This is a genomic window from Streptomyces sp. NPDC048191 (assembly GCF_040652655.1).
Lineage (GTDB): Bacteria > Actinomycetota > Actinomycetes > Streptomycetales > Streptomycetaceae > Streptomyces.
Genome location: NZ_JBEZMO010000004.1, coordinates 223,296 through 243,820, shown reverse-complemented (window position 1 = coordinate 243,820; position 20,525 = coordinate 223,296). Strand labels below are relative to the sequence as shown.

The 20,525-nt window shown below is 70.2% G+C and carries 17 protein-coding genes and 1 pseudogene; 8 read left to right on the top strand and 10 right to left on the bottom strand.

The genetic code is table 11. The annotated features are described in order from the left end of the window. The first annotated feature begins 2 nt into the window (after positions 1 to 2). A complete protein-coding gene (pcp, locus tag AB0D93_RS09730; RefSeq protein WP_362115798.1) occupies positions 3 to 653 on the top strand; it encodes a pyroglutamyl-peptidase I in 651 nt (216 codons plus the stop codon). After that, complete coding sequence (locus AB0D93_RS09725; protein WP_362115795.1) at positions 653 to 1,687, top strand: DUF2891 domain-containing protein; 1,035 nt, start codon at positions 653 to 655, stop codon at positions 1,685 to 1,687. Before pcp ends, AB0D93_RS09725 begins: the two co-directional genes overlap by 1 nt. Positions 1,688 to 1,887: 200 nt before the next feature. On the opposite strand, the gene AB0D93_RS09720 is transcribed toward AB0D93_RS09725, so the two are convergent. The 4 genes and pseudogenes from AB0D93_RS09720 to AB0D93_RS09705 form a co-directional block, all read right to left on the bottom strand. Beyond that, a complete protein-coding gene (locus AB0D93_RS09720; protein ID WP_362115791.1) occupies positions 1,888 to 3,204 on the bottom strand; it encodes a hypothetical protein in 1,317 nt (438 codons plus the stop codon). A 185-nt stretch (positions 3,205 to 3,389) separates the two neighbouring features. Continuing rightward, entirely contained in the window at positions 3,390 to 3,728 is a 339-nt protein-coding gene (locus tag AB0D93_RS09715) for a GNAT family N-acetyltransferase (RefSeq protein WP_362115788.1), read from the bottom strand. Between the two features lie 162 nt (positions 3,729 to 3,890). Continuing rightward, positions 3,891 to 4,078 (bottom strand): annotated as a pseudogene (locus AB0D93_RS09710) (transposase); the annotation flags it as partial. A gap of 21 nt (positions 4,079 to 4,099) precedes the next feature. Next, positions 4,100 to 4,480, bottom strand: coding sequence for an antibiotic biosynthesis monooxygenase (locus AB0D93_RS09705; RefSeq protein WP_362115784.1), 381 nt, complete (start codon positions 4,478 to 4,480; stop codon positions 4,100 to 4,102). Between the two features lie 137 nt (positions 4,481 to 4,617). Between AB0D93_RS09705 and AB0D93_RS09700 the strand changes: the two genes are divergently transcribed. Then, complete coding sequence (locus tag AB0D93_RS09700; RefSeq protein WP_362116263.1) at positions 4,618 to 5,172, top strand: GNAT family N-acetyltransferase; 555 nt, start codon at positions 4,618 to 4,620, stop codon at positions 5,170 to 5,172. 216 nt (positions 5,173 to 5,388) lie between these two features. Here the strand turns inward: AB0D93_RS09700 and AB0D93_RS09695 are convergent, their stop codons facing one another. Continuing rightward, positions 5,389 to 5,964: a TetR family transcriptional regulator gene (locus AB0D93_RS09695; protein WP_362115781.1), complete on the bottom strand. Its 576-nt coding sequence runs from the start codon at positions 5,962 to 5,964 to the stop codon at positions 5,389 to 5,391. Positions 5,965 to 6,148: 184 nt separating this feature from the next. On the opposite strand from AB0D93_RS09695, the gene AB0D93_RS09690 reads away from it, so the two are divergent. Beyond that, positions 6,149 to 7,558, top strand: a complete 1,410-nt coding sequence (locus AB0D93_RS09690; RefSeq protein WP_362115778.1) for a carboxypeptidase regulatory-like domain-containing protein — start codon at positions 6,149 to 6,151, stop codon at positions 7,556 to 7,558. A gap of 284 nt (positions 7,559 to 7,842) precedes the next feature. After that, positions 7,843 to 8,400, top strand: a complete 558-nt coding sequence (locus AB0D93_RS09685) for a hypothetical protein (RefSeq protein WP_362115775.1) — start codon at positions 7,843 to 7,845, stop codon at positions 8,398 to 8,400. Between the two features lie 443 nt (positions 8,401 to 8,843). Here AB0D93_RS09685 and AB0D93_RS09680 read toward each other — a convergent pair whose 3' ends face one another. Together AB0D93_RS09680 and AB0D93_RS09675 are read right to left on the bottom strand one after the other, a co-directional pair. Continuing rightward, complete coding sequence (locus tag AB0D93_RS09680) at positions 8,844 to 10,424, bottom strand: FMN-binding glutamate synthase family protein (protein ID WP_362115772.1); 1,581 nt, start codon at positions 10,422 to 10,424, stop codon at positions 8,844 to 8,846. Positions 10,425 to 10,479: 55 nt separating this feature from the next. After that, on the bottom strand, positions 10,480 to 11,268 hold the full coding sequence (locus AB0D93_RS09675; protein WP_362115769.1) for an alpha/beta fold hydrolase: 789 nt from the start codon (positions 11,266 to 11,268) through the stop codon (positions 10,480 to 10,482). Between the two features lie 309 nt (positions 11,269 to 11,577). Here AB0D93_RS09675 and AB0D93_RS09670 point away from each other — a divergent pair, with 309 nt between their 5' ends. Together AB0D93_RS09670 and AB0D93_RS09665 are read left to right on the top strand one after the other, a co-directional pair. Beyond that, the gene (locus AB0D93_RS09670) at positions 11,578 to 11,856 is read left to right on the top strand and encodes a hypothetical protein (protein WP_362115766.1); all 279 of its coding nucleotides are present in this window, start codon (positions 11,578 to 11,580) and stop codon (positions 11,854 to 11,856) included. A gap of 141 nt (positions 11,857 to 11,997) precedes the next feature. Continuing rightward, complete coding sequence (locus AB0D93_RS09665; protein ID WP_362115763.1) at positions 11,998 to 12,513, top strand: hypothetical protein; 516 nt, start codon at positions 11,998 to 12,000, stop codon at positions 12,511 to 12,513. 516 nt (positions 12,514 to 13,029) lie between these two features. On the opposite strand, the gene AB0D93_RS09660 is transcribed toward AB0D93_RS09665, so the two are convergent. Continuing rightward, positions 13,030 to 15,882: an AAA family ATPase gene (locus AB0D93_RS09660; RefSeq protein WP_362115760.1), complete on the bottom strand. Its 2,853-nt coding sequence runs from the start codon at positions 15,880 to 15,882 to the stop codon at positions 13,030 to 13,032. A gap of 158 nt (positions 15,883 to 16,040) precedes the next feature. On the opposite strand from AB0D93_RS09660, the gene AB0D93_RS09655 reads away from it, so the two are divergent. Next, entirely contained in the window at positions 16,041 to 17,576 is a 1,536-nt protein-coding gene (locus AB0D93_RS09655) for a 4-hydroxyphenylacetate 3-hydroxylase N-terminal domain-containing protein (protein ID WP_362115757.1), read from the top strand. A gap of 19 nt (positions 17,577 to 17,595) precedes the next feature. On the opposite strand, the gene AB0D93_RS09650 is transcribed toward AB0D93_RS09655, so the two are convergent. Both AB0D93_RS09650 and AB0D93_RS09645 read right to left on the bottom strand, forming a co-directional pair. Beyond that, positions 17,596 to 19,815 carry a LuxR C-terminal-related transcriptional regulator gene (locus AB0D93_RS09650; RefSeq protein ID WP_362115754.1) on the bottom strand — a complete coding sequence of 740 codons (2,220 nt, stop codon included), beginning with the start codon at positions 19,813 to 19,815 and terminating at the stop codon, positions 17,596 to 17,598. A 132-nt stretch (positions 19,816 to 19,947) separates the two neighbouring features. After that, positions 19,948 to 20,436, bottom strand: a complete 489-nt coding sequence (locus AB0D93_RS09645) for a flavin reductase family protein (RefSeq protein WP_234518359.1) — start codon at positions 20,434 to 20,436, stop codon at positions 19,948 to 19,950. Positions 20,437 to 20,525: the final 89 nt, after the last annotated feature.

Genomic DNA, 20,525 nt, shown 5'->3' with positions numbered 1-20,525 from the left:
CCATGACCCGCGTGCTGATCACCGGCTTCGCCCCCTTCGACGGCCAGCAGGTCAACCCGTCGTGGCAGGCCGCCTCCCTCGTGGCCGCCGAGCCGCCCGCCGGACTCGCGGTCACCGCCGTCGAACTGCCCTGTGTCTTCGGCAAGTCCATCGAGGTGCTCCGTGAAGCCGTGCGTGCCTCGCGCCCTGCCCTGGTCGTGTGTCTCGGCCAGGCGGGCGGCCGTCCCGGCGTCACCGTCGAACGCGTCGGCATCAACGTCGACGACGCGCGTGTCCCCGACAACGCGGGCGACCGGCCCATCGACGAGCCCGTGATCCCGGGCGGGCCCGCCGCGTACTTCTCCACCCTCCCCGTGAAGGCCTGCGTCGCCGCCCTGCGCGCGGCAGGTGTCCCGGCCGCCGTCTCCAACACGGCCGGCACGTTCGTCTGCAACCACGTCGCGTACGGCCTTGGGTACCTCATCGCCACCGAATTCCCGCACGTCCGCGGCGGTTTCGTGCACGTGCCCTGGGCTCCGGAGCAGGTCACCGACGGCACCGCCCCCGCCCTGGAGCCCCGCACGGTCGCCCACGGTCTGCGGGCCCTGCTGCTCGCCGCCGCCCACACCCCCACGGAACGGGATCTGAAGGTCAGCGAGGGAGCCACCCACTGATGCCGCTCACCGCGTACGCGGCCGGCTTCACCCGGCTCGCCCTCGCCAACGTCACCCGCGAGTACCCCAACTCCCCCGCCCACCTGACGACTTCACCGGAGGAGGAGGTCCGGCCCAGCGCCCTGCATCCGGCCTTCCACGGCGCCTACGACTGGCACTCCTCGGTCCATATGCACTGGCTGCTGGTCCGTCTGCTGCGCCGGTACGGCGGCACGCCCGCCCTCCCGGGGACGGGACCCGTCATCAAGGTGATCGACACCCATCTCACCCCCGAGAACATCGCCACCGAGGCCGCCTACCTCCTCGGCCACCCCTCCTTCGAGCGGCCGTACGGATGGGCCTGGCTGGTGGCGCTCGCCGCCGAGTGCCGGACGTACGGAGGCGCGGTCGGCGCCCGCTGGGCCGAGGCCCTGGCGCCGGCCGTCGCCGCCGTCGACACCCTGCTGGCCGGCTGGCTGCCGAGGGCCACGTATCCGGTGCGCCACGGGAACCATCCCAACAGCGCCTTCGCACTGGGCCTCCTGCTCGACGCGGACGCCCTGCCCGCGCCGACCACCGCGGCGGTACGGCGACGCCTGCTGGACTGGTTCGCCGACGACCACGACGCGCCCGCGCACTGGGAACCGTCGGGCCAGGACTTCCTGTCCCCGGCGCTGGCCGAGGCCGACGCGATGCGCCGGGTACTCGCGAGGGAGGACTTCGCGCGCTGGCTCGACGACTTCCTGCCCGCGCTGCGCACCGGGGCCCCCTGCCGACCGCTGGAGGTCCCCGTCGTCTCCGACCACACCGACCCGCAGATCGGCCATCTGCTGGGCCTCACCCTCAGCCGGGCCGCCGCGCTGCGCTCGATCGCCGCCGCCCTGCCCGGCGGCCACGTCCGCACCCGCCTCGCGGAGGCCGCCGAAGCCCACCTCGCGGCGGGTCTGCCCGCCCTGGAACTCCAGGACTTCACGACCGGCCACTGGCTGGCGACCTTCGCGGCACTGGCCCTGGAAGCCGGATCCGCACCCACAACGACCGGCGTGTCCCGCTAGCGCCCAGCATGCCGTTCAGCAGCAACAGCACGCCGGCGAACGTGGTGCCGCCGGTGGCCCAGGGACCGTTCCGTTCTCGTGTGGCGGTCGGCGTCCGGAACGCCCGGCCGGCCTTTCCGACCCTGGGGCCGGAGGGGTGCGTCCGCCACCGGCGCCGGCCCGATCGGGTGATGGGCTCGCGCCCCCGGTCTCCCGGTTCGTCAGACCGGCGCCCTGGGCGGGCCCTGTTCACCGGTCGGCGGTGTGGCCGCCAGGAACTCCACCACCGCCAGCACGGACAGCAGGCACAGGGCGATGCCGACCACCACCCAACCCGTGGGATACGACCACAGCAGGTAGACCAGCAGCGCCACGGCCACCAGGATCCAGGTGATCCAGGTGCGGCGGTGCCGCACGAAGGGGCCGACCGGCCCGGTGCGCAGCCCGGCGTGGTCGGCGGTGTCGCGCAGCTCCCCGATCCCGGAGGTCCACAGCCGCCGCACGAGCCCGGCGTGCCGGCCCGGACCGCTGAGCCATGCGCCCAGGGCGATGACGATGCCGAGCGCCACGACCATGCGCACGGTGGTCTGCAGGAAGCGGGTCAGCGCGTCGTACACGGCGCCGGCCGCGTCCTGGGAGACGTCGGCGGGCAGCCGGTCGAGGTAGATCACGCGGAAGACGCGCAGTCCGATGCCGAGGAGGCCGACGGCGACGGCGACGCCGAGACAGCCCGCGACCAGCGCCCGGCGCCGCCGGACCGAGAGCAGTACACCGGCGGCGATCAGCAGCACGGCCAGCACCGGCAGCCAGTTTCCGGCGAGTTGGAGCAGCCGCACGTACGTCTTGACCTTGCCGACCTGCTGTGACCTGACGAGGGTGAAATCGGTGTGCACCGCCGGGATGTGCCCGGCGAAGGCCATGCCGGAGTCGACCAGACGCTTCTTGACGCGGTCGACGAGGGGGCCGAGGTCGAGGGTGACCGTGTCGTTCTTCAGCTGAATCGCGCCGCCGCCGCTGCCGGTGAGGGCCTTGTCGAGGGTGCTGTGGATCTGGCGGTTGGCGTCGGTCCAGACCGTCTTGAAGACATCCGACGCGGCGACCTCGCGGGCCTTGTCGTGGACGAAGCTGCGGACGGCGCCTTCCAGGGAATCTCCCAGCCTGCCCCCCAGCGCCTGCCGCAGGCGGGGCCGGTCCTCGGGCACCAGGTCCGCGAGGCGTGCGGGCAGATCGATGTGGGTCATGAGCGCGTCGGTGGCCCGGTTGGCGACGGCGTCCTGCACAGCGGGGTTCGAGGCCAGCGGGGCGACCGTGTCGACGTAGCGGTCGGTGTCCGCCACCTGGTCGGCCGCCCAGGCGGCGACGACGGAGAGCGGGGCGAGGATGCACCCGATGACGATGAGCACCGCTGCCACGAAGGACTTGACGTGGTGCCCGGGCGATCGGGCCCGCGCGTTCTCCAGTGCTGCGACGCGTGCCCGCAGCCCCTCTATCTCCGACCGTTCCCCGTGTTCGTCCGCGGGTCCGCTGCCTTCCGTCATCGTGCCTCCCGAACGATTCCGGTACCTCTGCCTGCCAGCCGACCCGTTCGGTGGTGGTGGCGCGAGCAGAGGTACGCCGTCCGGGTCACGGGCCTGGCGCTCTGTTATGGCTCAGGCCCGAGACCGCGCGGCACGGGAGACACACTCGGGCGGCCGCCGGCGACGGCACCCCGGCGCGGGGCCGGTCAGCCCAGTTCCGTGTCCAGCCACCGCAGGACGTCGGGAGTCACGGGATCGGTGATGTCGGCGAACTCCTCGTGCTTGTTCAGGAACTTGGCGACGTACGGGCAGACGGGCACGATCCGCTTCCCGGACTCGCGCACGTCGGTGAGCGCCTCCTGGACCAGCCGGGAGGCCAGGCCCTGTCCGGCGAAGGCGTCGTCGACCTCGGTGTGGTAGAAGACCCGCTGCGCGCCGTGGTCCCGGTAGGCGGTCAGTCCGGCGCGCTTGCCGTCGACCAGGATCTCGTACCGGTGCTTGGCGTCGTTGCGCTCGACGGTCGGAGCGGCGGAGGGCTGGCTCATCGGGTGCCTTTCAGAAGGGCTGGGCGAGGGTCCCGCTCCATACCGAGCCTCATCATCGTTACCGCAGGTCAGCGGCAGGCCGTCAGCATGAGTCGCGGGAGTTGATCGTCGTGGGCCAGGATACGTCGCCCTGTGGGACCGGCGGGTGCGCTCCGAGTGCGGCCACGGTGACACGTCGACGGCCGGGACAAGCCGGCCGTACGGGGAGCGCGGCAGCGGCAGCCCGGTCAGCGGCACACGCAGCCCGATGTCGATGCGGCCCGGCTGAGATCGCCGTACGGCCCGCCGTGCCGCCGCCGGTGCTCGGGCAGCAGCGCCAGGCCGACCGAGGACGCCACCGGTCCGTCCGTTCCCTCTGGAGAGTCCGTTGCTCAGCCTGCTGTAGGACTCTGCGGATCCTGCGCTCGCGTGAACCCGTGACTCCGCTCCACCTTCGCCACATGCAGCGTGTAAGTCTGGTACCACTCGTCTTGCCCGCGCTTTTGCGCCGCGCGGTGCTCGGCGTTGCACCGCCACTCCGTGAGGGCGTCGGCGTCGCGGAAGTACCCGACGGTGATGCCCAGCCCGCCAGGCGTCTGCGCGTGGTCCATCCCCAGGAAGCCGGGGACGTCCTTCACCAGGTCTTCCATGCGTGCGTTCGTCTCGCTGTAGCCGCTCTGGTCCTGGGTTCGCACCGTGGTGAAGACGGCCATGTAATAGGGAGGTTCATAGGCCCCGACGGGTGCGACAGGCGCTTCCGAGTGATCGCTCATGGCGCCACCGTAAGGCGGGACGCGCCCCACGATCCAGGGGTCTTTCCCGAACGGCATACACAAGGGATCGGGCCAGTTGAGGTCGGGCTGATCATCGATGAACGACGGAGAGCCTCTTCGTGATCCACAATGAGTGGATGGTCAGGCTTGAGACTCCCCGTTTGATCCTGCGTCGCTGGCGCGCGGAAGATGTTGCGCCCATGGCTGCCGTCAATGGCGACCCCGAGGTCATGCGGTGGATCCGTGACGGCAGCGTCCGTGACGAGCAGCAGACCCGCGACGGGATCCAGGCGTGGGAGCGCGAGTGGGAGTCGCAGGGCTTCGGCCTGTTCGCCGTGGAGATCCGGTCCACTGGCGAACTGGCCGGATTCACCGGCCTTTCGGTGCCCAACTTCTTGCCGGAGGTACTGCCGGCTGTTGAGGTCGGCTGGCGGCTGGGACGTTCCCACTGGGGGCAGGGCTTGGCCACCGAGGCCGCAGCGGCCGCTGTACGGTTCGGGTTCGAAGAGCGAGGGCTGGAGCGGATCGTCAGCATCGCCCAAGTGGGCAACGACGCCTCCGAACGGATCATGACCAAACTGGGGATGCGTCCCTTCCGTGAGACAGTCAATCCCACCTGCGGTCGGCGAGTACGGGTGTACGAGTTGTCGTCGGCGTCGGGTCGTGGCCGAACTGGCCGAACAGCCGGATGAAGAGCGGCTGTGCGCCTCCTTCGACCTGCCGGTGAGCACGTCCCGTCGCACTCGGCACTGGCGAGTACGGCGTGAGCGCACGCCGAACTGCGTCGACACGCCAGGAGTCAGCGACGGCGGAACAGGGCCGCGGCGTACCGACGAAGGCAAGGAAGGGTTCGGCCGGACGACCGTCCACGCACCGTCACCGGCCGCGTCCCGCGCCCGCCCCCCTGTTCAAGCTCGGTCGGCCGCCGTGACCGCGTCCCTGATCAGCCGGCGAGCGGCCGCGTCCGTACGGGCGACGTCATGGGTCACCAGGCGGTCCTGGCACAGACCGCGCAGGCCGGAGACGAGGATCGTGGCCCCTGTCCGCGCCTGCCGCGGCGGGTGACCCAGCCGTCCGTAGGCCGCGGCGATGGGGCCGAGCATGACCTCGACGGTCTCGGCCGCGATGTCGCCGTACTGCTCGGGATCGGTGGCGGCCAGGCTCAGCAGCTGCAGCAGCATGCGGACCGGCCCGGACTGCTCCCCGACGGTCATCGCTTCCCACAGGGTATGGGCCGCCTTGCCCAGTCCCGCGGCGTCGCGGACGTCGTCGAACATCGCGTGGGCGTCGGGACGGCAGGCGGCCAGCGCCTGGGCCAACAGGTTCTCGCGGCTGCCGAAGTAGTACAGAAGCATGCGCTTGGTGGTCCCGATCGACTCGGCGAGCGGACTCAGCGACATCTGCGCGACGCCGTGGTGCTGGAGGTGGTGCACCACCTGCTTCAGCAGCTCGGCGCGCTTTTCGGCATTGACAGGGCGCGGCACGCTTTGACTGTACCGACCGGTACGCGTATGGTCCAGCAGACGTAGACGTGCCGATCGGTACGTTAATCGAGTGGCGGACGACCAGCACCGGAGAGGCGACCGTGAGGTCACCGGGCAGCCGGTCGGCCGTGCGGCCCAGGGGCTGTGCGGCACGGCCCGCCGTGGCGGCCAAGGAGTGGTCCTTTTGAAACACCGGATAGAGCGTCCCCAGGGCATATCCGTGGCCAGAGTCCTCGTCGAGACCCTCACGATCCCGGCAGTGCTCTTCCTCGGCCTGCTCTTCTGCTTCCCCATGGCCTTTCACCAGCCCCAGCCCCACCACGCCAAGCTCGTGATCGCCGATCCCGCGGTGGAACGCACCGTCGACACCGCCCTGCAGCGGCAGCATCCCGGCGGGTTCGACGTCACCGCCGTGGCAGATGCCCGGGAAGCCCGCCGGGCGGTGCTGGACCGGGACGCCGTGGCCGGCTACGCCACCAAGGGCAGACATGCCGTGCTGTACGTGGCCGGGGCCAACGGCGCGTCCCTCGATCAGGCGCTGACCAAGGGCTTCACCCAGCTCGCGGCGCACAACCACCAGAAGCTCACCGCCACGGACGTAGCCCCCACCGTCAGCGAGGACGGGTCCGGCGCGACCCTGGTCTACTTCGGGATCGCCTGGAACGTCCCCGGCTACATACTCGCCACGACCCTGCTGCGGGCGGTGACCCTCAACCGGCGCAAGAAACTGATCACGATCGCGGGCGTCGCCGGTCTCTTCAGCGCCGTGGGCTTCCTCGTCGGCGTGGGACTGGGCTTCTTCCCCAACGACCCCGCGGCCCTGGCGATCGCCTTCCTGCTCACCACGGCCGTGGCCACGTTCTCCCTCGGTATGGCGCCCTTCGTCAAGCACTTCTTCCCGCTGGCGGGTCTGGGCCTGTACGTCGTGCTGAGCGTCCCCTCCAGCGGCCTGGTCCCCGTCCAGCTGCTGCCGAGGTTCTTCCAGGACCTGCACGCCGTCATGCCGCTGGGCGACGCGGTCGACGGCCTGCGGGGAGTCCTGTACTTCGACCATGTGGGGGTGCTGAAGCCGGTCCTCGTGCTGTGCGCGTGGATCACCGCGGGACTGGCGCTGCTGGGCCTGGACGCGTGGCGGCACCACCGCATGGCCGTACGACGGGGAGCGGAGGACGAGCAGCAGGACATTCCCGAACCGCCGGTGGAGGACCCCTCCGTGGAGGCGCCCGCGCCCACGGCACTACCGGTCCACCCGCACCACTTCGGCGAGCCGTTGCCGATGCTGGAGGGCACCGTCCGCGACGGCGAACAGCAGCCCGTCCGCCATGCCGCGGTGACCGTCATGGACACCGGCGGCCGGCAGTTGGTGCGGACCACGACGAACGCACGGGGCGAGTACGCCGTGACCGGTCTGCCCGAGGGATACATCAGCGTCGTCGTCTCGCACCCAGGCCGAGACCCCCTCGTCCACCAGAAACTGCTGCAGTCCGGTGTGGCCGTCCGGGCCGACTTCACCCTGCACGACCGGCGTGACGGGACGTCCGTCCGCGCGGGCGCTCAACGTCTCGATCTCGGACACGCGAGGCACGGGTCTTGAGACCCCACGGATGGCGCCGGCCGGGGCCGACGTGGTTGATGCGCCCTGCTCGATGCACTCCGAGACGATCTTGGTTTCCCGGGAAGCCGCCGCCCCCGCGTGGCGGTGGCCCCCGGCGCCATCGCACGGCGTGTCCCTCGTCGGCGCGGCGCCCACCGCCACCTACCTCAACGCCCGCGACCAGTGACTGACCGTTCCTGGCAGGGGCCGGGATCCGCCACACAGTGCTCCGGGCGGGCTTCTACGCGTCGACGCCTGCGGCCCTCGCCAACGAGCAATTCGTCGTGAGCGGCCCTGCGACGACTGGCCGGGCCACCTTCGTCACCCATGAGGACATCGCTGACGTGATCACGGCCGTCGCCCTCGAGGACGGTCCGCACTCCGAGCACGACGGCGCGACCCTTGAGATCACCGGGCCCGAGGCCCTGACTTTCGACCAAGCGGTCACCCGGATCGCCACAACCACCTGTCGGCACTACCGCTACGAACCCGAGACCCTCGAGGAAGCCTTCGCGTGGCGATGGCAACTGGGCATGAGCGGAGAGCAGATCGAGACCTGGATCTCGTGGTATCAGGCGATCGAGAGGGGCGAGGTTTCCGTGGTCACCGACGTGGTTCCCCGGCTCACCGCCTCACCGGCGACCCCGATCTCGAACGCAGCCTGGTGGCCCGCGCCGAACACCGCCCGGGGTACCGCTGAGTTGAGACGGAAGCGAGGCCAAGACGGTGCCCTGTGTGGTGAGGCGGTCGTCGTCCGCCACGGCCCAGCATGGCCGCGCCAAATCGGGGATGGTGCAGTAGCGGTGAGCCAGTCAGAGCTGGGGAGCGCAGCGAGAGTTTGACATGGGTGGGACGGTCTTGGACGGGCTGTCCCACCAACGTGTGTCCGCGCCGCATCCAGTGACAGCGGCGAGCGCGTACTTGGTGACGACGCCGCCGTCCGGACCAGTTCACCGCGTGGTCGCGGCATGCTGGAGGCTGGCGGGGTTCAGCTGCCAGCAGACAACGCTTGCTCATGCTGCGGCAGGCCGGCATCCGCCGCTGCCGGGTCGGCGCGTCGCCGTCGAACTCCCACGCTGCGGGCAAGCGGGCGACTGCCCAGTCGTAGAACCGTTCGCCCTTGGGTTCCGCACCCGCCGACAGATGCTGCCATGCCTATGGCGGGGCCTGGGTGAGGACGTGGTCGATGCGCGGGCCGCGCACGGGCTGCGACTTGGACACGGCGAAGAGCGGCGGAGTGCCAGCGTCGATGGCGCACCCCGCCCACTCACCGCGGCAAGACCAGTCAAGCGGCGAAGCGATCAGGATCTGCGGCCTTCCAGTCCACCGCCCAGGACTCCGGCGGCTCGATCACCAACTGCCCCGGGTCCAGCCATTCATAGAGCTCCGCGTAGGAGCGGACCGTGACCGGATCCACGCGCCGACGCAGCATGTACGGGCGCAACTCGGCCGGTCCGTTCACGCCCAGGGAGGCGATGATCTTCAGGGAGCTGTTCACCGTGGCGGACTGGAAGCGCTGGACCCGGACCGACTTGTCGTCGACGTGCAACGCGCGGGCGCGGCGCGGGTCTTGTGTGGCGACTCCGGCGGGGCAGGTGTTGGTGTGGCAGCTCTGCGCCTGGATGCAGCCGATCGCGAACATCATGGCGCGAGCCGCATTGGTGAAGTCGGCGCCCTGCACCATGCGCTTGACGATGTCGGCTCCGGTGGCCACCTTGCCGCTGGCGCCGATCCTGATCCGGTCCCGCAGGCCGGCGCCGACCAGAGCGTTGTGGACCGTGATGAGGCCCTCGGTGAGGGGGCTGCCCAGATGGTCGGCGAACTCCAGCGGGGCGGCTCCGGTGCCGCCCTCCGCTCCGTCGACGATGATGAAATCGGGCGCGGTGCCCTCCTCGATCATGGCCTTGCAGACCGCCAGGAACTCGCGCCGGGAGCCCACACAGAGCTTGAAGCCGACCGGCTTGCCCCCGGACAGCTCGCGCATCTCGGCGATGAACCGGATCAGTTCCCGTGGGGTACTGAAAACCTCGTGGTACGGGGGCGAGATGACGGTCCGGCCTTCGGGGACTTCGCGTACCCGGGCTATCTCGGCGGTGACCTTCTCCCCGGGCAGCACTCCTCCGATGCCGGGCTTGGCTCCCTGGGACAGCTTCAGGGACACGCACTTCACGCTGTCGTGAGCGGCCTTGTCCGCGAACCGCGCCCGGTCGAAACGGCCGTCCGCGGTGCGGCAGCCGAAGTATCCGGTGCCGGTCTCCCACACCAGGTCGCCACCGTGACGCAGATGGTAGTCCGACAGGCCCCCCTCACCGGTGTCGTGAGCGAATCCCCCGAGGGCGGCGCCCCGGTTCAGGGCGAGGATGGCATTGGCGGACAGCGAGCCGAAACTCATCGCCGAGACATTGAACAACGACATGTCGTAGGGCTTGGTGCAGTCCGGACCGCCGATACGGACCCTCGGCTGCTCCGACGGCACCGGGCGTGGCCTCATCGACGACTCGAAGTACTCGTAGCCTTCGGCATAGACGTTCCGTTCGGTCCCGAACGGTTGCTCCGCCTCCAGGCCCTTGGCGCGCTGATAGACGAGACTGCGCACATCCCGGTCGTAGGGACGGCCGTCGTAATTGCGCTCGATGAAATACTGCTGCAACTCCGGCCGGATCGACTCCAGCATGAAGCGCACATGTCCCAGCACGGGGTAGTTGCGCAGTACCGAGTGGCGCTTTTGGAGGAGATCATAGGCACCCACACCCGCCAACGCCGTGCACAGCAAGGCGGCCGGCCACCACCAGGCAGACACGGTCGACGCGAAGACTCCGAATGCGACTGCCAGGGCTCCGATAAATGCGATCGCTGAAATTCTCATCACCTGCGAAACCTACTCCTGCTCCGGCCGATCAGCTCGGGGTGTGCGATTTTCCTCACGCCGGCCCGGCCTGGACCGAATCGCGGGCGTAACGACCGGCCCATGCGGCCAGCATCGTCGCGACATAGCGGGCGTCGGCACGATCGGTGAGCAGATGGTCGGCACCGTCGATCGCTACGAAGGACTTGGGGTGCCGTGCCGCCTCGAGGATCTGCTGGGCGTTCTCCACACCCACCGTCTCGTCGATCGGCGAGTGCAGCACCAGGAGCGCGTGACGCAGCCGGCGGATGCGCTCGGCCTGAGGCTGCGCGGTGATGTCGTCGAGGAACTCCCGACGGATGTGGAACACGCGGCCTCCGAGACTCACCTCGGCCTCCCCGTGCCGCTCGATCTCGTCCCGCCTGCCACCGAAAGTGCGCACGACGTGCTCCGGGTCCGCAGGCGCAGCGATCGTGGCCACCGCCGCCGTCTCGGGTATCCGGTGTGCGGCGGCCAGCACGGCTGCACCGCCCAGCGAATGCCCGATGAGGATCGACGGAGCCGTGAAGTGCTCACGCAGGTGGTCGGCGGCACGCACGAGATCGTCCACATCTGAACTGAACGTACCTGCGGCGAAGTCACCCCCGGACTCGCCGATGCCGGCGAAGTCCACACTGAGGACCGCGATTCCGCGTTCGGCCAGCTCCCGGCAGATCCGAGCGGCTGCCAACCAGTCCTTGCCGCATGTGAAGCAGGGGGCGAATACGGCGTACGCCCAAGGGGTCCCCTCCGGCAGGTCCAGGCGTGCCACGAGCGGAACGCCCTGCGAGCCTACGAACTCGATTCTGCTACTGCGCCTGGACATCCCGGCCCTCCACGCCCCCGACCCCGATCTGGTTTCGTGTGTCACTCTGCGGACGACCGCCGAGTCGAGAGAACTCGGGCGATGTCAGCTCTCTGGGCAGAGTGGACCGGAAAGGAACTGAGAACATCGCACAATCTAGCGATTCATGCGACTACCAGGTCTCGGCTCAAGCCCCCAATACATACCTGCGGCATGGCTCCAGCTGGGCAGCAGTCAATCACCAGATCATGCGATGCACTACGCACCTTCCTGATCGAAACTGGCCGCGTTGGCAGTTTCTACTCTCCGGAAACCAGGGAGTGAGTTGTTTTGCACACCAAGAACAAGCTCGTACGGCGTATGGCGACCACCGCCGCCGCACTGGCATTCGCCGGAGGCACCCTCCTCGTCGCCGGGGGTTCCGCGAACGCGGCTGCTCTTCCGGCCGACGCACGCGTCCCTGCCCGAGTCGGTGCGGTGGCCGAGACGGGAACCGTCGGTGGGCACCACGACGGACATCGCGGACACGTCTGGGACCGTTCCACGTACGACCGCTTCTACCCGTGGATCTGGGAGCAGCTGAAGACGTTCGGGTTGGCACGCCCGTAGTCGGTGACACCGGCACCGCCCGCGACCCGAGAGGTTCGGTGGGACACCGCGGGAATATCCGGAACGACGTATACGGCTGTGCCCATGTGGAATCCGGGAAACCTGCCGGTGTCGGAGGAAGCGCGCGAGGACGGATCGAAAGTGACCAAGGAACATACCGGCCGCCGCGGCCTCACGCCGGACCGCCGCAGGAGGCACACCGTAGAGCTGCTCGCCACGTGCGCCGCCTGTCTCATACCGTGGACGGTGATGCTGGCTCTGACGCTGCCGCCGTCCCACCACGTGCACGAGTGGCGCCTGACCTGGGTCGGATTCGACGTGCTACTCATCATGGCGTTGGCGTCCACGGCGTTCCTGGCCTGGCGCCGCAGCCGTTCGGTCATTCTGTACGCGCACGCCACAGCGGTCCTGCTGATCTGCGACACGTGGTTCGACATCTCGCTCGACGCCGGAACCGAGGACGTCTGGATGGCGGGGGGCCTTGCCGTGGTCACCGAACTGCCGCTCGCCGCCTTCCTCATCCATCGGGCACACTCCCTGATCGCCCTGCTGCCATGGCCGCCCGCGCACACCGCCATCGGCGACACCGACGGGAGCTCGACGGAACCGGTCCCGGAGGGGGAGACCCTCCCCGCGGGCCTGCGGACGCGTGGATGACCGGAGGGGTTCCGGAGCTCAGATGCCTGGCAGTGGATCAGACGGTCGTGACCACTTGGGCGTATGTCAGGCGTGGGGAGCGCTGGAACCAGGCATTCTCGCCCGGCCTGCCGATGTTGACGACGGCGGGAACAGAATGCTCCCGGAACAGAAAGTCCTGGGCTACGGGGTCGAGTGCGAGTGAGAACAGCACCGCGCGAGCAACAGGCCGGTCGGCGCGGCCAGAGCCGCCATGGGCAGAAGGCGGCTCATATCCACGTGCCGGTGCCGAATGACGCGGGCCGCGGTTGACCATCCGTCCGCGACACGGGGGAAAGTCCCGCCACGCCGGTACTCCTTCTCGAGCGCCTGGTACGCGGCCCCGTCGCTCTCCGGGCTCAGCCGTCCGCTTGTGATCGGATCGCCGACGGCGCCGTGCCTGTGGCGCCGTCGCGACCAGCATCACCCGTGCGCCAGGCGCCGGCATCGCCCCTTCACGGGATCCTCGCCGCCGCGCCCCGCCGCCGCAGGCGTCGCTCAGTGCGCCCCGTCGGAGATGCCGCCCCGTTCGATCGCCAGCCGGGTCAGCTCGACGCGTGTGTTGATGCCGAGCTTGGTGAAGATGTGCTTCATGTGCGTGTTGACGGTGTGCACGGACACGTAGAGCCGGTCGGCGATGGCCCGGTTGGTCAGGCCCTCCACGACGAGCGGAATGAGCTTCCGCTCTGACTCGGTCAGGCTCTCCCATCCCGGTGCGCCGGTCGTGTGGTGCCGTGGGGCAGCTGTGCGCACGCCCAACTGTCTGAGGCGCCGCATGATCCGTTCGTGATCGCGCAGGGCTCCGGAAGCCGACGCCAGCTCACCCGCCTCTTCGAAGTACGGGATCGCCGACGTGGTGTCGCCCGACGCGGCCACGAGATCCCCGAGGTCCTCGCAGACCGCGGCCAGGGCCAGCCGCCTGCCGGTGCTCCGGTAACCGGTGACGGCGGACTCAAGTGCACCCCGGTCGTCGTGGAGCAGGCCGTCCACATGGGCACGGACGGTCCCGATGATCTGCTGGCTGTCGTCCTGTTCGGCGAGGGTGCGCAACGCGCCGGACACGGCCTGCGCGAGCGACAGGTCCTCGCCGCGGAGCGCCATGCGCGCGATCCCGGGCCAGTGGGACGGCGGCACCGCAAGCAGCTGTGTCGGCTCGGCATCCGTGAAGCTGCCGCCCAGCGCCGCTGCCGCTGCGGCGTCCCGGCCCTCCGAGTGGGCCAGACAGGCGCGCGCGAGCGACACCCACAGGCCGAACCTCTGGGTACTCGTGCCGGAACCGGCTTCGGCGGCACGGAGCTGGTCCCTGGCTTTGGCGAGGTCACCGCGTCTGATCTCCACCAACGCCAGCACAGAGAGGGCCTGGGGATTCAGCTGGGTGATCTCGAGTTCGTCGGCCACCATCAGACTGGACTCGGCCTCCACCGCCGCGTCGTCCAGCGCCCCCTGTTCGAACAGTGCGCAGGCACGGCTCGCATGCCAGTGGGGAAGTGACCAGCCCAGGCCCAGCGCCTCCGCTTCGCGCTGCCCCTCCCGCAGCACCCGCTCGGTGTCCGCGAGCCGGTCGGTGGCGGTCAGCACCGTGGCCAGCCACAGCGCGGGAATCCGCGGCGGCCGCAGGTGGAGTACGCCGGACTCCGTGCCGTCGCGTGCCGTGGCCTCCTCGGCGAGCTCGAGGGCGCGGGCGAGACGCCCACGGTAGAAGAACGTCTGCGACTGGAACACCATGGCGCTGACGACGACGGCCGGGTCCTCGCTGCGGTAGGAGGCCTCGACCAGTCCGACGTCGGTCTGCTCGGCAGCGGTGATGTCCCCGAGGTACACGTGGCCCGTCGCCTTGGTCTTGAGCAGCCGGACCCGCAGGTCGGCCGGCAACCCGGGAAGGGCCAGAGCCTGCTGGAGATGCGTCATCGCGGCGGCGTCGTCCCCCGCGGCCTGGTGGATCTCGGCGGCCACCAGGCGCAGACGCGCCTCCTGGAGCGGCTCCAGCCGGTCCGACAGGGTGGCGTCGACCAGGTTGAGCGCCTGGTGCACCCGGCGGGTCCGGCCGAGGTACTCGGCGGCGTCGGTCAGCAGGGCGATGCGCCGCCGGTCGTGCAGGGGCAGCAGTCCGGCGATCTGCTGGGCCAGGTCCGCGGCCGCGTCAGGGGCCGACGAGGACAGTTCCCGTACCGCGGTGGTCAATGTGGTCACGGCGTCGTCGTCGACCGGTCCGCCCGACAGGACGACGTGCCAGGCCACCTCGGCGGATCGTGCCCCGATGCCACGCAGAATGTCGGCGGCCTCCCGGTGCAGAGCGGTCCGTACGGCCGGCGCCAGATTCTCGTGGACGGCCTGCCGCATGAGGTCGTGGCGGAACGCCAGTCGCGGCCCGTCACCGGAGAGCAGACCGGCGTTCAGCGCCGCCTCGACGCCCGACAGCAGGCTGCCGGCCTGCCTGCCGAGCATGCGGGCGGCCGTACCGAGGTCGAACTCCCGGCCGAGGACGGACCCGATCTGGAGCAGGCGCACGGCATCTTCCGGGAGCCGCTCCAGACGCGCGGCGACGCTCCGCCGGAAGCCGACGGGAATGCCGTTGTGCAGCAGGCTCGCCACGCCCGCCTCCACTTTGACGGCGTCCGCGTCGGCGAAGGCGCGCACCAGTTCGATCGCCAGGAACGGATTGCCCGCGACGCCCCCCAGAAGCCGGGCCAGCCCGGGTGACGGTTTGGCCCCGAGGACGTCGGCCGCGATGTGCTGCAGCTCCTGCTGCGGCAGGGGGCCGAGGGTCAGCCACCGGGCCCCGAGGCGTTCGAGGTCCTCCCGCACCCTGGCAACGGTCGGCCGCTCGGTCTCCGACCGTACCGCCAGCACCCACAGGATCCGCGAGGCCGCCAGTCTCCGGGGCAGGGTGCGCAGCACCAGGAGCGTGGCCGGATCCGCCCACTGCGCATCGTCCACCAGCACGGCCACCGGGGCGCGCTGGGCACGGTCCTCCAGAGCGTCCGTGATGCTGTCCAGCAGCCACAGCCGCTGGTCGTCGGTGGCCGCGGCCGCTCGTTCGGAACCGTCGGAGAACTGCAGGGCGGATTGCAGGGCGGCTCCGGCGGCGTACTGGTCGAGTTCGTCGGCCCGTACGGACACCACGTCGAACCCGGACCGCCGTGCCAGATCGTCCAGCTCCGCGAGCAGCCGGCTCTTGCCGACACCGGGTGCGCCTTCCACGACGACGCAGGCGCCCCGTCCGCCACGCACCGCGTCCAGGGCCTCACGGAGTGCGGCCATCTCGCGGCCCCGTCCCCTGAGGCGCAGCCCGTTCATGGCCTGGTTCCCACGCCCACCGGGCCGGTCGCCCGCGGGGTCTGTGCCGCGCATGGGGCCCAGCATGCCGCACGGCCACATCCTCCTCAACGCCGGTTCCCGTGTGCCCGGCGCTTTCACCCGGGTGATTGTCGGTTCCGCGCCGTCCGCTCACCCCGTCGCGACGCATGGTTCCGGGCGTCCAGAACTGTTGCCCCCGAGAGGAACATGACGTGCGTACAGGCAAGGAATACCTGGCGGCGCTGAACGACGGCCGCACGGTGTGGGTGGGTGACGAGCTCGTCGACAACGTGGCCACGCACCCCAGGACGAGGGCGTACGCCCGGAGCATCGCGGACTTCTACGATCTGCACCACCGCCCGGACCTCGAGGACGTCATGACGTTCGTGGACGAGGACGGTGTCCGGCGGTCCATGACATGGTTCCAGCACCGCTCCAAGGAGGATCTGCTGCGCAAGCGGCGCTACATGGAGACGGTGCAGCGGGAACTGGGCGGCGGTGCGATCCCGCGCACACCGGACGTCAACAACTACGTCCTGCTGACCTACGTCGACGACCCCGAGCCCTGGAGCAGCCAGTCCGTCGGGACCGACGGGCGGGACCTCACCGGGGGGATCCTCGGCTTCTGGAACGTGATGCGGGACGGCGACCTCAACGCGACGCCGGCCTTCGTCGACCCGCAGGCGGACCGCTCGCGCGATTCCGCACAGGCCCAGTCCCCCGCGCTGCGGGTGGTCGCCACCTCGGACGAGGGCATCACCGTGCGGGGTGTGAAGGCGATCAGCACCGGCGCGGCCTTCGGGGACTGGATCCACATCGGCGTCTTCTACCGCCCCGGCATCGTGTCGGAGCAGATCATCTACGGGGCGGTGAAGCCCAACACCCCTGGGGTCACCATCATCTGCCGCGAGAGCAACGTCCGCGACGGCGAGGAGGTGGAGCACCCGCTCGCCTCGCAGGGTGACGAGTTGGACAGCATCATCGTGTTCGAGGACGTGCTCATCCCCTGGAACCGCGTCTTCCACATCGGCAACCCCGAGCACGCCTCGCTGTACCCGCAGCGCGTCTTCGACTGGCTGCACTACCACTCGCTGGTGCGTGCCATGGTGAAGGCCGAGCTGATGCTCGGTCTGGCCCTGCTGATCACCGAGCACATCGGCACCTACCAACTGCCCCCCGTCCAGGCCCGGATCGCCCGGTTCGCCGGCTTCCTCCAGACGCTCAAGGCGCATGTGATCGCCTCGGAGGACGAAGGGTTCTTCACTCCCGGCGGCATCTACAAGCCGAACGTCCTGATGTTCGACTTCGGGCGGGCGTACTACATCGAGCACATCACCGACCTGACCCACGAGCTCATCGACCTGTCCGGTCGTGCCGCGCTCATCTATCCCACCGAAGGGCAGTGGGAGCGGCCCGAACTGCGGCCGTGGCTGGCGGCGCTGCAGACCGGACCGGTCGGCAGGCCGCACGACCGGCTGAAGATCAGCCGCGTGATCCGCGACATGTTCCTGTCCGACTGGGGCGACCGCATCAGCACCTTCGAGAACTTCAACGGCACACCCCTGCTGGCCATTCGAAGCCTCACGATGAAACGTGCCGAGATGTCCCCCACCGGCAGCATGGCGGACCTCGCGCGCAAGGTCTGCGGCATCGAGGGCGTGAGCAGCGACGGGGAGAAGGAGACCGCGTACCTGGCCCAGGCGGACTACGCCCGACGCCAGGACGCCTCTCGTCAGAACGCCTCGTAGCAGGATGCCGGGGCCCGGGTCAGAGCATGCCGCACTCCCGGGCCCTGGCGACCGCTGCGCTGCGGTCGTGTGCGCCGAGTTTGCGGAAGATCGCCCGTACCTGTGTCTTGACGGTGTTGTGGGACACATAGAACTCGGCGGCGATCTCACGCAGTGTCAGCGGACCGCACAGGGCGCGGAGCACCCGGCGCTCCCCGAGCGACAGCTCCTTTGGGCCGGACACGACCAGCGGCACGACGGTGTCCTCGCCGACTCGCCCGAGCAGGTTCGTCAGTGCTCCTGGTGACTCGCACCGGGCCGCTGCCCGCTCGGCCGCCGCACGGGCCTCCCCTGCGGCGGCCGTGTTGTGCCGAGCAGTGGCAAGTCTTGCCCGTGTGACGTGGTACCAGGCGTGCATCTGGGGTTCGCTGCCGGTCCCGGACGAGTCCGCCAGCGCCGCTTCCGCGTCGGCCAGGGTCCGTTCGGCCTCGTCGGCCCGTCCCTCATCGAGGAGCAGGCCGGCCCTGCCGATGTAGGCGGGCGCCGCGACGAAGTGCCGCTGCAGGCCGGCCGCCCCGGCCGCGTCCAGGGCTTCGTCGCTCAGCATGCGCGCCGGCCCATGGCGTCCGGCCAGCAGGGCGCACAGCGCCCGCAGGCCCAGCGCGCGGACGAGCGTCAGGCCGTGCCCGGCGGCATGCGCGTCACGGGTCGCCTCGCCGAGCAGCGCCTCGGCCTCCTCGTACCGCGAGATCCACAGCAGAGCGGTACCGCGGGCCGTACAGGCCAGGGCACGCCAGGAAGTCAACGGGACGGTGCCGGCGAAGACGGTTTCGGCGAGTCGGTCGCCGGTCAGGATCTCCCCCTGGAGCCAGCAGGCCACGGCCTGGGCGACGGCTGCCGCATCGGACACCGTGCTGCCCTCGCCGACCGTCTCCGCTCCCGGCTCCCTGAGCCGGACCACATCCAGCCAGCGCCGGGCCGTTTCCGGCGCGCCCCTCGAGAGGGCCGCCATCGCCGCCACCACGCACAGTCGTGCGTCGGCGGCGACCGTGCGGGGCGGCAAGAGGTCAAGCCACCCCGCGACCTCCCGGCTGCGGCCTGCCGAGATCGCCTGTTCCCAGTCCTGGAGTATCGACGCGACGGCGGCGGCCTCGTCACCGCCCCGCACCCAGTGCCGTACGGCCGCGGTCGTCTCGCCATGCCGTGAGTACCACCGAGCCGCCGATCGGTGCAACGTTACGGCGGTCTCCGGCCCTTCGGATCCGAGGAGATCGCAGAGCAGCGCGGACAGTGCGCGGTGACGCCGGTATGCCGAGGGATCTGCGGCGACGGGTACGAGCAGTTGGACGGTCCGTGCGAGCTCACGCAGCAGTACGCCCGCCCGGTCCCCGGCGAGGGCCCGGCACGGCCCGGCGCTCAGCTCGTCGAGCACACTGGTGCGGAGCAGGAACCGGCGCTGTTCGGTGGTGAGCCGGTGGAGCACTTCGGCGGCCAGGTATTCGGTGACCGCTCGCCTGCCACGGGCCAGGCCGGCCTTCGTATCGGCGTCGTCCGACGAGCGGGCGAGGGTACGGCCCATGATGCACACTCCCGCCGCCCACCCCTCGGTGGCCTCGTACAGCGCGCTCGACGTGTCCGGGGCCGGAGCGGACCCGAGCAGATCGGTGAGCACGGCGTGCGCCTCCTCGGGGGTGAAGGCCAGGTCGTGCTGGTCGAGTTCCGCGACCGCGCCCCGAACGCGCAGCGTCGGTACGGGTCCACCCGGTACGTGACGGGTCGACAGAACGACCCGAAAGCCCTGCGGAAGCCTTGTCAGGAAGTCCGAAAGGCTGCGGACCGCGTCGACGTCCGTGATCGATTCCACTCCGTCGAGGATCAGCGCGAGCGGTCCCTGTCCGTCCAGTCCGGTCACGAGGCTCGGCAGGATCTCCTCGAGCCACGCGTCGAGTGTCCACTCGCCGCTTTGGGGGTGGTCGGGCAGTTCCGGTCGTACCTGCTGCAATGCCCGCAGGATGCCCGCCCAGAGCCGGCCCGGGGCGTTGTCGTACGCGTCCAGGCTGAGCCAGGCGCACGTGCCACGCGTTGCGAGACTTCGCGCCCACTCGGTCAGGAGCACCGTCTTTCCGGCACCGGCGGGCGCGGAGACCACCACCACGGGCTCGGTCGACGCGTCCAGCCGGCGCAGCAGCCGGGGGCGGGTCAGCAGGTGCGGGGGCTGGTCCGCAGGACGCAGCTTGAAGGTCGGCACGGAACTGGTCATGGCACCTTCGGTGGAGTCGTCGGGACGAGCTGAGCCCCGGCGTCCGTGGCTCGCCTGCAGGAGCCGGACGCCGGGGGCGTAGTGGTCCGGGTCAGGGGTATGGCAGCCTCCGTCGGGCCGCTTTCACCGGCGCTAGCAGGGGGGCCTGAGCGTGCCGAAGTCTCCGCCGAAGTGGAGCAGCGGCCGGCCTTCCACCCGGTGTTCGAAGTGGCGGACGTCGCCCACGAAGATGGTGTGATCGCCGCCGGGCAGTGCCGCGGCGACGTCGCACACGACAGCCGCGATGGCGTCCTTCAGCACCGGCACGCCGTGGTCGTCGATGATCTCCACACCCGCGAACTTGTCCGGCTTGGAAACGGCGAAGTTCCGCGCGAGGTGCTCGCTGTCCTCGCCGAGGACGTTGACGGCGAAGCGACCGTGCTCGGCGATCGCGGTTCGCGTGTACAGCTGGTTGCCGATGCACACGATCAGTTGGAGCGGCTCGAGGGACAGCGCGGAGACGGCGCTCGCCGTCATGCCGATGGCCGTGCTGCCCGAGCGTGTGGTGATCACGCTGACGCCTGTGGCGAGTCGGCTCATCGTGGCGCGGAAGCCGAAGACCTTGTCGAGGGTTTCACTCATCTGAGGACCTCCGTGAATGCGGGGCCGAACCCCGCGGTGTGATGGAGTGTTCGGCGTCGGCCGTCCTGGTGGATGACCGGCTCTCGTCG